Annotated in this window: 11 protein-coding genes and 1 pseudogene; 11 read left to right on the plus strand and 1 reads right to left on the minus strand. The window is 61.6% G+C overall.

The genetic code is table 11. The features are described 5' to 3' along the window. Window positions 1-80 precede the first annotated feature (80 nt). The 4 genes and pseudogenes from VXL81_RS06595 to VXL81_RS06610 all read left to right on the plus strand — a co-directional run. Entirely contained in the window at window positions 81-2,378 is a 2,298-nt protein-coding gene (locus VXL81_RS06595; RefSeq protein WP_416553423.1) for a xanthine dehydrogenase family protein molybdopterin-binding subunit, read from the plus strand. Then, the gene (locus tag VXL81_RS06600; RefSeq protein WP_416553425.1) at window positions 2,356-3,555 is read left to right on the plus strand and encodes a DUF2235 domain-containing protein; all 1,200 of its coding nucleotides are present in this window, start codon (window positions 2,356-2,358) and stop codon (window positions 3,553-3,555) included. Before VXL81_RS06595 ends, VXL81_RS06600 begins: the two co-directional genes overlap by 23 nt. A gap of 713 nt (window positions 3,556-4,268) precedes the next feature. Further along, a complete protein-coding gene (locus tag VXL81_RS06605) occupies window positions 4,269-4,811 on the plus strand; it encodes a tyrosine-type recombinase/integrase (protein WP_416553528.1) in 543 nt (180 codons plus the stop codon). Next, window positions 4,790-5,300: pseudogene (locus tag VXL81_RS06610) on the plus strand (transposase); the annotation flags it as partial. The gene VXL81_RS06605 and the pseudogene VXL81_RS06610, both read left to right, overlap by 22 nt. 451 nt (window positions 5,301-5,751) lie before the next feature. Here VXL81_RS06610 and VXL81_RS06615 read toward each other — a convergent pair. Next, window positions 5,752-6,765: an alpha/beta hydrolase family protein gene (locus tag VXL81_RS06615; protein WP_416553427.1), complete on the minus strand. Its 1,014-nt coding sequence runs from the start codon at window positions 6,763-6,765 to the stop codon at window positions 5,752-5,754. A 114-nt stretch (window positions 6,766-6,879) separates the two neighbouring features. Here VXL81_RS06615 and VXL81_RS06620 point away from each other — a divergent pair, with 114 nt between their 5' ends. From VXL81_RS06620 to VXL81_RS06650, 7 genes are all read left to right on the plus strand, one after another. Beyond that, on the plus strand, window positions 6,880-7,917 hold the full coding sequence (locus VXL81_RS06620; protein WP_416542892.1) for a helix-turn-helix domain-containing protein: 1,038 nt from the start codon (window positions 6,880-6,882) through the stop codon (window positions 7,915-7,917). A 637-nt stretch (window positions 7,918-8,554) separates the two neighbouring features. Beyond that, window positions 8,555-8,947, plus strand: coding sequence for a hypothetical protein (locus VXL81_RS06625; RefSeq protein ID WP_260108715.1), 393 nt, complete (start codon window positions 8,555-8,557; stop codon window positions 8,945-8,947). A gap of 83 nt (window positions 8,948-9,030) precedes the next feature. After that, window positions 9,031-9,255: a hypothetical protein gene (locus VXL81_RS06630; protein WP_260084249.1), complete on the plus strand. Its 225-nt coding sequence runs from the start codon at window positions 9,031-9,033 to the stop codon at window positions 9,253-9,255. Continuing rightward, window positions 9,255-10,715, plus strand: coding sequence for a TolC family protein (locus VXL81_RS06635; RefSeq protein ID WP_416553429.1), 1,461 nt, complete (start codon window positions 9,255-9,257; stop codon window positions 10,713-10,715). The genes VXL81_RS06630 and VXL81_RS06635 overlap by 1 nt, the downstream gene beginning before the upstream one ends. 14 nt (window positions 10,716-10,729) lie before the next feature. Next, window positions 10,730-12,088: a multicopper oxidase family protein gene (locus VXL81_RS06640; protein WP_260081312.1), complete on the plus strand. Its 1,359-nt coding sequence runs from the start codon at window positions 10,730-10,732 to the stop codon at window positions 12,086-12,088. Between the two features lie 40 nt (window positions 12,089-12,128). Next, entirely contained in the window at window positions 12,129-12,827 is a 699-nt protein-coding gene (locus VXL81_RS06645) for a copper-binding protein (RefSeq protein ID WP_416536278.1), read from the plus strand. Window positions 12,828-12,880: 53 nt separating this feature from the next. Then, window positions 12,881-14,083: an ABC transporter ATP-binding protein gene (locus tag VXL81_RS06650; RefSeq protein ID WP_260088069.1), complete on the plus strand. Its 1,203-nt coding sequence runs from the start codon at window positions 12,881-12,883 to the stop codon at window positions 14,081-14,083. Window positions 14,084-14,089 lie beyond the last annotated feature (6 nt).

Genomic DNA, 14,089 nt, shown 5'->3' on the forward strand with positions numbered 1-14,089 from the left:
GCGCGGGGCGGACCCGGCGCCGCTGTGGACGTTTTGCAGCTGAAACGCGATCCGACACGCAAGGCAGGTCAGGGGCAGTGATGGATAAATTCGGCAAGAGCCAACCCGTGAGACGGGTCGAGGATGTGCGGTTTCTGACCGGGCAGGGGCGCTATCTGGAAGATATCGCGCCAGCCGGGGCGCTGCGGGCCTGGGTGCTGCGCAGCCCTGTCGCCCATGGCACCATCACCCATCTGGATCTCGACATGGCGCGCGAGGCCGACGGCGTCGCGGCGGTGCTGGCGTTGGCTGATCTTGAGGCAGCTGGACTGATCGTGGGCATGGACGGTGCCGTGGTGACCAACCGCGATGGCAGCAAGGCAGCTGCGCCCGAACGGCCAATGCTGGCGCGCGAGCGGGTTCGATTTGTCGGTGAGCCGATTGCGGTGGTGATTGCCGAGACGCTGGATCAGGCGCGCGACGCAGGTGAGATGATCGAGCTTGATATCGACGATCTGCCGGCGAAACTGGATCTGGTCGCAGGGGGCGAGCAGCTGCACCCGGAGGCGCCTGACAACCGGGCCTTTGACTGGGGCATGGGCGATGAGGCCGCGACGGACGCCGCATTCGCCGCTGCCGCCCACCGGGTGGCGCTACAGGTCGAAGACAACCGGATCATTGTCAACACGATGGAGCCGCGCGGCTGTTTTGCGCGCTGGGCCGATGGCCGGTTGCAGTTCACCTATGGCGGTCAGGGCGTCTGGGCGATGAAAAAGCAGCTCAGCGATAAGCTGGGACTGGCGCCCGAGGCGGTGCATGTCACCACACCGGATGTTGGTGGCGGCTTTGGCATGAAGGCGATGCCGTATCCTGAGTATTTCGCGGTTGCCCATGCCGCGCGGTTGCTGGGTCGGCCGGTTCTGTGGGTCTCGGACCGTACCGAGGCGATGCTGAGCGATAATGCCGGACGCGATCTGACCTCTCTGGCGGAGCTGGCCTTTGATGCGGATCTGCGCATTACCGGCTACCGGGTCCACAGTCACTGCAACCTTGGCGCCTATAATTCACATTTCGGCCAGCCGGTGCAGACGCAGCTGTTCAGCCGGGTGCTGGCCGGGGTCTATGACATCCGCGCCACCTGGCTGCGGGTTGAGGGGATCTATACCAATACCGCTCAGGTCGATGCCTATCGTGGGGCCGGTCGGCCGGAGGCGATCTATGTGCTGGAGCGGGTGATGGATCACGCCGCTCACGCGCTGGGCGTCGACCCATGGGAGCTGCGGCGACGCAATTTCATCTGCGCCGACCAGTTTCCCTACCAGACCGCAACGGATGAGACCTATGACGTTGGCGATTTCCACCAGCTGCTGGCGCGCACCGAAGAGGCGGCAGATCTGGCGGGATTCGCTGGGCGCAAGGCCGCTGATGCGGAACGCGGAAATTTACGGGGCGTTGGGCTGTGTTACTATATCGAAAGTATTTTGGGCGATCCTTCTGAAAGCGCGGAGGTCGCCTTTGAAGCGGAGGGTCGGGTGAGCATCTATGTCGGAACGCAGAGCAACGGGCAGGGCCATGAAACGGTCTATGCGCAGTTTCTTGCGGATCAGACCGGAATCCCTGCCGCTGATATCACCGTGGTGCAGGGTGACAGCGACAGGATTGCCCAGGGCGGCGGCACCGGCGGATCACGTTCGGTGACCACCCAGGCCAATGCCACGCTTGCAGCCGTCGATGTGATGATCGCCGCCTTTACCCCCTTCCTCGAGGAGGAGCTGGGCGTCGCCCATGGCTCCGTCACCTTTGACGGGGAACGGTTCACTGCCCCGGGCAGCAACCAGCGGCCAAGCCTGGTGGAGGCCGCAGAGATGGCCCGTACGCAAGGCCGCCACGAGTTGCTGCGTCACGCGGCACGGGCCAAACTGCCGGGGCGTTCGTTTCCAAACGGAGCCCATGTTGCCGAGATCGTGATCGACCCGGAAACCGGGCTGAGCCATGTCGATCGCTACACGGTGGTCGATGACTTTGGCAATCTCATCAACCCGTTGCTGGCTGAAGGTCAGGTTCATGGCGGGGTGGTGCAGGGGCTGGGGCAGGCGATTCTGGAGCGTGTCGTCTACGATGCCGACGGGCAGCTGCTCACAGCATCGTTTATGGACTATGCCTTGCCGCGTGCCGCCGATGTGCCGATGATTGAGGTGGGCTTTGCGCCAGTGCCATCGACCCAGAACCCGATGGGTATGAAAGGTTGCGGCGAGGCCGGAACCGTGGGGGCGCTGGCGGCGGTTGCCAATGCGGTGCAGGACGCGGTCCGGGAGCGCGGCGTTCAGCAGATAGAGATGCCGTTTACACCACTTAGACTATGGGAAGCATTGAGGAATGTCGCTGACGCAGCTGAGTAAGAGGATCCTGGGATGGCTTGGGCGGCCTTTGCGCTCCGAGCATTCCGCCGAGACCAAGCTGCGTGGGCCGCAGGCGCATGTGATCATCCTGGATGGCACCATGTCGACGCTGGAACCCGGACATGAGACCCATGCGGGCATGGTCTACCGGCTGTGCCGCGAGGTCGGCCCGCAGGTTTCGGTGTTCTATGAGGCCGGTGTGCAATGGCAGAGCTGGCGCAAGACGACGGATGTGATGATCGGGCGCGGCATCAACCGTCAGATCCGCCGAGCCTATGGCTATCTTGCCTCGCGCTATCGTCCCGGCGACCGGATCTACCTGATGGGCTATTCGCGGGGGGCCTATGCGGTGCGCTCCCTTGCGGGGGTCATCGACGAGGTGGGGCTGCTGAAGGCCGAACATGCCACGGTGCGCAATATCCGCACCGCCTACCGGCACTATCAATGCGGCGGGGCCTCGGCCAGCGGGATGCGTGATCATACCGCCACCAGCCTGCCGCCCGTGGCCGAGATGGGCGCAGAGACGGCCCCTGAACCCGATGCGGCCGGTCATGGGCAAGCGATGGCGCAGACCGGAGCCTGTGTCGCCTCCACCTTCAGCGAGCGGTATTGCCACCGAAATGTGGAGATCGAAATGGTGGGGGTCTGGGATACGGTGAAGGCGCTGGGTCTGCGCCTGCCGCTGCTATGGCGCTGGGCGGAGCGGCGACACGGATTTCACAACCATCAGCTGGGCCGACATGTGAAGAACGGCTTTCACGCGCTTGCGCTGGACGAAACCCGCCGGGTGTTTGAGCCGGTTCTCTGGGAATGCCCGGATGGTCACGACGGCAAGGTTGAGCAGGTCTGGTTTCGCGGCAGCCATGGCGATGTCGGCGGGCAGCTGGGCGGGTTCGAAGCGGCGCGGCCGCTGTCAAATGTCTCGCTGGTGTGGATGCTGGAACGGGCAGAAAACTGTGGCCTACCGTTGCCGCGCGACTGGCGGATGCGGTTTCCGGTTGATCCGACGGCGCCCTCCGTCGGGACCTGGCGCGGCTGGGGCAAGATTTTCCTGCTGCGCGGCAAGCGGCGGGTCGGGCTGGACAGCAGCGAGAGGCTGCACAGCAGCGTTGGCGCCAATGCCACCGACAAACGTCTGGCGCATTGGCAATCAGAGATGTCGAAGGCAGCCCGCTAGGCGCGCAGTAGGGCGCCATTGTCTGTGAGCGGCTGTCTGGGCGGGGATGGTGGATGCGCTGATGACGAGCACACAGCTGCGGGCAAAACCTGGCGGCTGCGGGAAGAACACTCATAGTCGTTGGTCCGAAAGGGGGCAGGCCTGAGGGCAGGTTGCGGCTGAAGTTATTCGCCGCGCTGGAGGAGCTGTGAGGGCAGGGAGATGTATGTTCCTGGTTCATCATATCCTGCGGCAATTTTCTGTGACATATGGCGCGGCCGCGAAAGTCATAGAGATACCGACAGTTACGCCTCTTTGACCAGATGCGGTGCGTTCTCCGCGTCCTCAAGAAAAGCGCGCCAGGCTCGACCGCCCAAACAGCCAGGATTTCGGACCCAGTCCAGCCCTTCACCACGAGCGTGCAACGGTCCGGAGCGCGGGACGGGGACGAAGCCGCGACGGCGGCAGGGGCGCTCGGTGATACCGTTGCGGGATGATCTGACGACTGAGATTTTGGGAATGGGCGTGTCTGTCTGACGATTGGGGTCTCTCAATCAACAGACAGGAGTTTCCCATGGCGGACATGAAGTTGACACCGCTTCGAGAGCGGATGATCGAAGATATGCGGATCAAAGGGCGAGGGGAGAGTTCGCAGAAGGCGCACATCCGGGCCGTTCGATTTTCTTGGCCGATCGCCGGATACTGCAACGCCCGAAGACCTGCGCGCTTACCAGCTGCATATGGTGAACACGAATGTCACCCCGTCGACCAACAATGCGGGGCTTGTGGGTTTGCGGTTCTTTTTCGAGACGACGTGTAAACAGCCCGCGATGAAGGATTGCCTGCACTTTCGCACGGAACCGCGCAAGCTTCCGGTGGTGTTCAGCGCCGAAGAGGTGTTCGAGATCCTCAGGGTCGCGCCCGGCCCTCGGCTTAAGTATCGAGCGGCGCTCAGTATTTCCTACGGTACAGGGGTGCGCGCGTCGGAAGTTTGCAATCTCAAGGTCACGGATATCGACAGCGATCGGATGTTGGTCCACGTCGAGAAGGGCAAAGGCGGCAAGGATCGCAAGGTAATGCTGTCGCCCGGATTGCTGGAGCTTCTGCGTGACTCCTGGCGTGAGGCTCCACCGGATGGCTGGCTCTTTCCCGGAAAGCCCCGGATCAACCCGCTCTCACGGCGGCAATTGCATCGCGCCTTCAGCGCAGCCAACTGCGCCCCACGTCGGCCATCGAGATCCGTCGCACGGAAGCGCTCGGCGCCCGTGTCGGCTTGACCAGCGTGCTGCACACCTGGGAATCAGCGTCGTGCTGAAAGCACGCCTCCGGCGTGGCCCCATCATCCCTACATCCACATGATCGTCCCGGGTGGCGGCCTGCCGCCGGACGGCACCCGGTGGGTTGCCTGCAAACCTGGGTTTGTTCTGCATGTGCGCATGCTGTCGCGGCTGTCCCGGCGGGTGTTTATCGAAGGCCTGATGGCCCTGCACCGCGCAGGACAACTGAGGTTCTCTGGTGATCTCACCGTACTGGCATACCTGTCCCGCTACACCCACCGCATCGCCACCTCCAACCACCGCCTGGTCAGCGCTGATGCAAACACCGTGGCCTTCAAATGGAAAGACTACCGGATCAATAGTGGGGCTCGCATGAAGACAATGCGGCTCAATACGTATGAGTTCATCCGCCGCTTCCTGATGCACGTCCTGCCAAACCGGTTCCATCGCATGCGCCATTACGGCTTCCTGGCAGGTGCCGGTCGCAAAGAGGCTTTGCCCCAATCCAATCCATGCGTCGCAACGGGGGCCAAACCGACGCAGTAAGGCCGATAAACGAGACCAACCCCATGCCAAAGGCACCTGCGCGGAGCCTACAAACTCAGAAAAACCGCGAAACTCTAACCGATATTATGGACCGATGTCTGCGCTTTCCCCATAGCACGGCGCTTCCATCCCGTGGCTTCCACCTTGTCAGATTGGTTAACGCGGTCCACACGCATGACACGAGCCTAACCAACTGATCTAAATGGAAAAATATTAGATAGAACGGGCTTCCGCTGCGGCTGCGCCAAGATCATTTTTGATGATTTAGCGGCGTCAAAACCGGTCCTTTCCGCCGGTGTTAGAAACTGTTGAGTCTTGGCAAAGAGTGCTGCCTTCGGCGCTGTTAACTGGAAGCCGCACTCTTTTTTATTGGTGGATCGAGCGAGAGCCTCTCTTAGAGCTCAAGACCAAACGTAATTGCGTCAATCAGCTGCAAGTGCGCAGTGGTGCGATCCGCGCCTTTCGGGTCCGTGCAGATCGGGTCGTCCTGCTCCTCTTCAAGCAACGCGGCGGCACCAGATTTGCAGGTGCCGAGGAACGTGAAGTGGTTTGCCGCTGCAATCTCAACGTATGTTGCATCGGGCAACCTGTTCGCGAGGTCATTTCCATCCGGTCCCACGTCAACAGCTCCGAGTCTGTCTGCATCACCCAGGTTGATGAGAGTAATCCCCGCCAAAGCGCCCTGGAGCGTCCCTGGATCAGCGGCACCGCCAAAGCCGGGGTCGACAATCACGGCCCGTGAGATGCGCGGGTCGCGTGCATCCGCTTCGAAACCGGGGTAGTCGGCAAACCGTACTCCGCCACGGCGGAAGAAAACGCAATCAGCAGCATCGGAACCAGTGCTGCAATTCGTGTCTTGCGCAGCACCATCGAAGCGGACGCCGGCCATTCCGAGAGCGGTGGTCCCGCCCAAGGAGAATCCGACGACGCCAATCCGATCTGGATCGATGAATGGCGCAAAAGCAGGGTCAGCGAGGATCATGTCGAGCGCGGCCGTCAGGTCATTTGCGCGCGCGCCCAGATCAACCGATCGGCGAGGGGAACTATCGCCGCTTGTGGATCCCGGATGGTTCACCGCCAAAACAATCGCCCCGTTCGCGACAAGGCCGCTTGTCAGCCATCCCAGGCTATCGGAATTACCGCCTGATCCATGGGACAAAAGTACAAGCGGATGCTCTCCCTGTGCAATGGCGGGGCCAATGAACGCGAAGGTCGGGTCGAAGATCGGACCATCGCCGACAGGCGCGCGATATGTGGGGTTCGCTGCCGGATACCAAATCGAGGCGGCGATGGGGCTGGCGCGGTGGTCGGCCGTCAGATCGAACCGGTCATAACCGGGCAGCATATCCGCCGCAACCGGAGCCGCGATTGGCAATCCAAGCATGGTGAGAAGGGCAAGGCGTTTCATGGGAACCTCCGTTTTTGAACGCATGCCAATTGATGTGCGGATAAAGGCAGTTTATCGCGTCCTATTTTCGGGATTCAGGTCGTCACAATCCGGATTTTGGACAATAGTCGTGGCATGCCCATGCTCCCGATCCCTGCTTTTGCAGCCATTGTCCTCGCGTATCTTGCCGCTCGCACCTTTATGTCAGAGGGCAGGCCGCTGCTTGTCGCCTTCCTTACCGCCTGCGCGGTTCAATCTCTTCTGGTCGCTCTGGTTCTGGGCTACGATATTGCGTGGCTCAGACCCATTTTGCCAGTCAGTGCCACGGTCATCCCGCCGCTCGCCTGGATCACATTGCAGGATGCCCTGATCAGCCGGATATCGCTGCGTCAAACCGTGCTGCACGGCGCGGCCCCGTCATTTACACTGTTCTGTCGTGTCTTCGCGCCCGAGACGACGGATATCGTCGTGCCGCTAGTCTTTACTGGCTATGGCTGCGCGATCCTATATCTGTTGCACAGCGCCACAGACATGCCCCTTGCCCGGCTGGACGCCGGGCGAGTCCCTAAGGTTCTTTGGCAGGTCCTGGGCTGGGCGTTGATTGCTTCCGCCCTCAGCGACGTTCTCATCGCGGTCGCCTTCATGACGGGCAACGAAAAATGGGCTGGATGGCTGATCACCTTCTCTTCGTCTCTGGTGCTTGTGCTTTTGGGGTTGCTCAGTGGCAGCCCCTCTGCAGCGGGTGTGGTTGGCGAAGACCCAGATGAGCCAGCTCCACGCCCCAGAGAGACGAGTAAAGAGGACATCGAAATCCTGGAAGTGCTTGAGACGTTTTTGAGGCGCGAGCCCATGCATCTTGATCCCAACCTGAGCTTGTCGCGGCTTTCGCGCCGCTTGCATCTGCCGGAGAAGCGCCTTTCGATGGCCGTCAACCGCGCGACCGGTGCCAATGTCTCTCGCTACATCAATAGCTGGCGCATTCGTCATGCCTGCAAGCTTATCGAGGATGGTGCAACCGTCACCGATGCGATGCTGGACAGCGGTTTCAACACCAAATCGAACTTCAATCGGGAATTTGTACGAGAGACCGGCGTTCCGCCGAGCCAATGGAAACGCGGAGTGCAACCATCTGCAAATGTGGCGCGGATTTTCGACGCGGGCAAAGGTGTTTGAACCGGTAAGCGTTTGAACATTATCCCCCTGCAAGCCGCCAGGCGCAAGAAACGGCCCTTTTGCCACGCACAGCCTGAAGCCCGAAGTCTCCAGAAAATCTCGCGCCACAACCCTGTGGCAAAACCTCGTTTGGTTTTAGCATGTTTTGGGCTGCCGACGGCCGACCTGTCATTCGTCGCCCCGCAGCATTCCTACACGTTGGGCTCAAACTGTTCGTCTGGAGCACCTTCCGCGGACGGCTGGTTTTGCGTTCCGCTGCCTCCGGTGCAACCCGCAGCATCCCATGAAGCAACTTGGCCCTGGCGAGCGTCCGCTTCCGGGGAAATGACCACGGAGTTTCGCACCAGCAGCATCTTTGGCGCGGCACCACTTATCTACGACAGCTTTGGGCTGCGTCCTTCCCTTAGCTGAGTATCCATCGGGGTACTGGATTGTGACTTTATCGACTAATTCAGGGACCGAATCATCACCGTGAACTGCAGCGCCCTTCCTGCGCTGGAAGGTTTGTGGCTTTTTCCGAAGCTTGGGGATCCATCCCCTGGATTGACGGAAAAGACCTCTTAAAAGCGCTGATTTGTGCTCTCGACGCATGATTGCCGCCTTGACGCGGTCGGGTCCTTTCGGAAGAAATAACCGCATGGCGTTTATGGCACATATTCTTCGGCTGATCAGGGTGACTGCTACATGTGCAGTGATCATTGTGCTGGGTTTTTCGCTGCCATCCGCCGCGCATACTGTCGCGGGGCACCACGGCAATACGCTGACTGCGCAAAGTGCTAGCAACCACGGCGACGTTGCCGTGATCGCCGCGGCGCAAGACGTTTCCACGGCCGGGGCGCATGATCCCCAGGAGGCGTCGCAAAATGCTGCCGACACTGGAAACTGTTGCCTAGGCGCCTGTATGGCGGTTGGAGTGATCTCCCTGGAGTCGGCGGAAATCGCCCTCAAGCGCCCAGTGCGCTGGCGGCAAGCAGCTTCGCAGCTGCCGTCCCAGCAACTGAACTCCCTGCTGCGTCCTCCGAAAGCCTGAAACATCTGAACCGTTATTAACGGCCGCTAATCACTCCTGCACATCCATGCAGGAGCCGCGCAGATATTTCTCAGGAAGAACACATGAAATCTCTCTTACTGGCCGGGGCGGGCGCCCTGCTGCTGGGGGCGTGCGCCAAGTCACCGGCGGCGCTGCCCGATACCGCAGACTTGCAACGTGCCGCCGCGCCCTCAGGCCCCTACCGGTCCCTGAATTACCAGTCCCCTTTCAGGGGATTTGAAAACCACACGCCCCGCGGCCCTGCGTCCTGGCGCGGTGTCAACGGGCAGCAGCAGGAGAACCACTGATGACAGCGAAAACTTGGCGCGTTCTTTTGGCGTCGCCCCTGGTGCTGGCCGCCTGTTCGGCGGCGGTGCCGGAAAAATATACCAGCCCGCAGGCCGGGTTTCAGGAGGTCGCCAGCCAAACCGCGGCCGCAATCGGCAAGCGTACCGCCTTTGCCCAGACACAGGCCCAGAACGAGGCGCTGGCGAAAGAAGTCCGGCAGTTGGTGCAGGGCAAGACAATCTCTGCTGATACCGCAGTGCAGGCGGCTCTTCTGAACAATAAAGGCCTGCAGGCGTCTTATGCCGCTGTCGGGCTGTCGGCAGCGGATGCCTGGCAGCAGATGACGCCGGAGAACCCGGTGGTCTCGATCGGCCTGATGGGGATCGGCGCGCCGGAGCTGGGCCTGTACCGCGCCCTGGAATCCACCATCGCCATGAACCTGCTGGACGTGAAGACCCGCAAGCAGCGCATCGCCGTGGCTGAGACGCAGTTCCAGCAGGCGCAGCTGAACGCGGTGAACGACACGCTGGCGCTGGCCGGGCAAACTCGGCAGGCGTGGATCAACGCCGTGGCGGCCTTTGAGCGGCTGAGCTATCTGCGCCAGGCTGGCGAGACAGCAGCGGCGGGGGCAGAGCTGGCCAGCCAGCTGGGTAGGACCGGCGCGCTGAACAAGGCGAGCCAAGCGCGGGAGTTTGCCTTCAATGCAGAGCTCGCGGGGCAAGTGGCCCGCGCCCGGCTGGAGGCAAAGCTTGCCAAAGAGGAGCTGACCCGGCTGATGGGGTTGTGGGGCAGCGATGCCAATTACTATGTGCCCGATGCGCTGCCGCCGCTGCCCAAGTCGCTGAGCAAAGTGTCGGCAATCGAAAAGGCAGCGCTGCAGAACCGGGTAGACCTGCAGGTGGCCAAGCTGGGGCTGGAAGCGCAGGCCCGTGCCTTTGGCCTCACAGACCGGACCCGGCTGGTCACAGACCTGGAACTGATTGCCGGGGTGGAGGCCGAGCGCGAGCGGGAGGACGGGGAGACGGAAACCGAAACCCTGCCGCAGCTGGAGCTGGAGTTCGCCATCCCGGTGTTCGACACCGGCAAGGCACGGATGCGCAAGGCGGAGCTGTCCTACATGCAGGCGGCCAATGCGCTGGCGGAACGGGCGGTCAATGTCCGCTCAGAGGCCCGCAGCGCAGAGCTGGCCTATTACGCCTCCTACGAGATCGCCCGACATTACCGCGACGTGCTGGTGCCGCTGCGCCGGACCATCGAGGAGGAAGGGCTGCTCAGCTACAACGGCATGATCACCAGCACCTTCGAACTGCTGACCGACGTGCGCGAAAAGCTGGCGGGCTCGCTGGAAGCGGCCAATGCCAAGCGCGATTTCTGGCTGGCTCAGGCAAATGTCAGCGCCGCGATCTATGGCGGCGGTGCGGAATCAGCTCCGCAGGGCGGCAGCGCCGAGATCGCTGCCGGCGGCGGCGCAGGCCATTGAAAGGATCAAATGACATGATGAACAGACGTCAAATGCTTGGAGCCGGCGCGGCGGGGGCTGCGCTGGTGTCCAGCCAGGCTTGGGGCAAGACCGCGAACATGGGCCTGCCCGAGGCCGCCAGCATGAACAGCGCGGCAACCCAGCCGCCGCTGGCCCCAACCACCGGGCCGGACTACAACCCGGTGGTCACGCTGAACGGCTGGACGCTGCCGTTCCGGATGAACAACGGGGTGAAGGAGTTCCACCTGGTCGCCGAGCCGGTCGAGCGCGAGCTGGCAGACGGCATGACCGCCCATCTGTGGGGTTACAACGGCCAGTCCACCGGTCCCACCATCGAGGCGGTGGAGGGCGACCGGGTGCGGATCTTCGTCACCAACAAGCTGCCGGAGCATACCACGGTACATTGGCACGGACTGATCCTGCCTTCCGGTATGGACGGGGTTGCCGGCCTCAGCCATCCCGGCATCCCGCCCGGCAAGACCTTTGTCTATGAGTTCGACCTGATCAAATCCGGCACCTTCATGTACCACCCGCATGGCGATGAGATGGTGCAGATGGCGATGGGCATGATGGGGATGTTCATCGTGCATCCCAAGGACCCCTCCTTCATGCCCGTCGACCGGGATTTCCTGATCATGCTGAACGCCTTCGACATCGACCCTGGCGCCTATGTGCCGCGGGTGATGGAGATGACGGATTTCAACCTGTGGTGCTGGAACAGCCGGATCTTCCCGGACATCGACCCGCTGGTGGTCAATCAGGGCGACCGGGTGCGGGTCAGGACCGGCAACCTGACCATGACCAACCATCCGATTCACATGCACGGCTACGACTTTGAGGTCACTTGTACCGACGGCGGCTGGGTTCCGGAAAGCGCCCGCTGGCCGGAGGTGTCGATCGACATTCCCGTCGGCGCCATGCGTGCCTATGAGTTCGACGCGGTGCATCCGGGCGACTGGGCGATCCACTGCCACAAGTCCCACCACACGATGAACGCCATGGGCCACGACATTCCGACCTTCATCGGGGCCGACAAGCGCAAGCTGACCGGTCAGATCCGCAAGCTGCAGCCAGAATACATGCCGATGGGCACCTCAGGCATGGCGGATATGGGTGAGATGTCGATGCCGCTGCCCGACAACACCGTTCCGATGATGGCCGGTTGGGGGCCTTACGGGCCGCTGGAAATGGGCGGCATGTTCTCGGTCGTGAAGGTGCGCGAGGGCATCGGCGCAGACGACTACAGCGATCCCGGCTGGTACGAGAACCCGCCCGGCACCCAGGCCTATGAGTGGACCGGACAGCTCCCGGAGACTGCCCGCGTCGAAGACGCGCAGACGCGCATTACCCCCAAACCACCCGTTAAGGGCTGACCAGCCCTTGACCTCAACCAAACCTAATAAGGAAACAAACATGAACAAAGCTCTTTACACCGCCCTTCTTTGCCTACTTCCCGCAGCCCCGGTCTTTGCCGATGGAACACACGGCGGCGGCCATGATGGCGGTATGGAAGTTGGCAAGCCCGGCGACCTGTCCCGCACGGACCGCGAGGTCGCCGTCACCATGATGGAAACCGATGACGGGGAGATGCTGTTTGAGCCTTCCAGCTTTTCTTTTGTTAAGAATGAGACGGTGAAATTTGTGATTACCAACGCCGGTGAGCTGGAGCATGAGTTTGTGCTGGATACGGCAGAGCGTAATGTTCGGCACAAGGCGATGATGGCCGAAATGGAGATGGAACATGATGATCCGAACTCGGTGCGCCTAGATCCGGGTGCAAGCGGAGAGGTCATCTGGACCTTCTCCAATGCAGGCACATTCGAGTTCGCATGCCTGATCCCTGGTCATTATGAATCGGGCATGCACGGGCCGGTTGCCGTGCTGGCTGATAGCGCAGGTAGCTTCACCAAGGGCACGGTAAAAAAGCTCGATACCAAATCTGGCAAGGTTACCATCATCCATGAGGAACTGGTGAACCTGGAGATGCCCGCGATGACCATGGTGTTTCGGGTAGCGGATCAGGCGATGCTGGACCAGCTCGAGGTTGGCGATGCCATCGAGTTCGTTGCCGAGCGGATCCAGGGCAAGCTTACCGTGACGGCCCTGAACTAAGTTAGGCGGGAGGCGGGCCATCCCGCTTCCCGTGTTTTCCAGCAGAGAATTCGATGCCCAAATTTCACAGTCTAGCGCATGATGCAGCGGCGGCACTTGGCTTCAGCTATGACAGCAGCGCGCCGGCCTGGCTGCATCCGGTGATGCATCTGGTGCTGGTTCTCGCCCCGGCACTGCTGGCAGCAACCTTGGCGGTTCAGGCGGCCTTGCTGCTGCGCAGGCATCTTCGGACCGTCGTGTCACCTGATGAAGCGATACCGGGGCAGGCAGCCGGAATTCGGGCCAGTCTTCCGCGCCATATCCTGACCGCCACCGGACGGCAGCAGGCAGTCCTGGTTGTGCTGAGCCTGACCGCCATGCCCACCCTCTACCTGACACTTGAACTGCCCAAGCAGATCGTGAACCGTGTTTTTGAGAGCCAAGACGGGACGGTTGCGGTCCTGGGATATGACCTCCCGCAAATCTCGCTGCTGTTTGTGCTCTGCGGCGCCTATCTGGCGGTTATATCGCTCAACGGCCTCAATAAATACTGGCTGAACATCTGCAAGGGTCGGGTCGCCGAGAGCTTCGTGCGCCGGCTCCGCCTTGCAGTCTACCGCCAGTGGCGACGAAAGCACCCCGCGCAGCGCCAGGCTGCCATCATGCCAGTACTTGGTCCCGAGGTTGAGCCTGTCGGCGGCTTTGCCTCCGAACTGCTGGCAGTCCCGCTCCTTCAAGGCGGAACCCTCGCGACAATCCTTCTGTTCATGTTCGTGCAGGATCCGATCCTCGCGGCTGCTGCGCTCACAGTGCTCCCTTTGCAACTGATCATCGTGCCGCGACTGCAGCGGCGGGTAAATGCGGTATCCCGCAAACGTATCCGCGAGATGCGCCTGCTTGGTGGCCATCTGGACTTGCAACTGCGGGAGTTGGGCTCCGGCGTTCTGCCGGTTGCGCAGAGCTTCCGCCAACTGCAGGATCTGCGACTGCAGATCCACCGGCTGAAATTCCTTGCCAAGGCCATCAACAACTTCCTGACAGCCTTGACCCCGTTCCTGTTCTATTCCCTGGGCGGCTATTTTGTTTTGCAGGAGCGCGTCTCGCTGGGTGCGCTTGTGGCGATGCTATCGGCACACAAGGAGTTTTCCTCACCGCTGAAGGATCTGTTCCGTTTCTACCAGCAAAGCGAGGATGTGCGGATCCGCTACCAGGAAATTCGCGCCTTCGCGGCGCTTTCCGGCGGGATACTGAGACCAGCGCCTGACTTCCAAAGATGAAAGAAC

The sequence above is a fragment of the Phaeobacter sp. JH204B genome (genome assembly GCF_048055755.1).
Lineage (GTDB): Bacteria > Pseudomonadota > Alphaproteobacteria > Rhodobacterales > Rhodobacteraceae > Phaeobacter > Phaeobacter bryozoorum.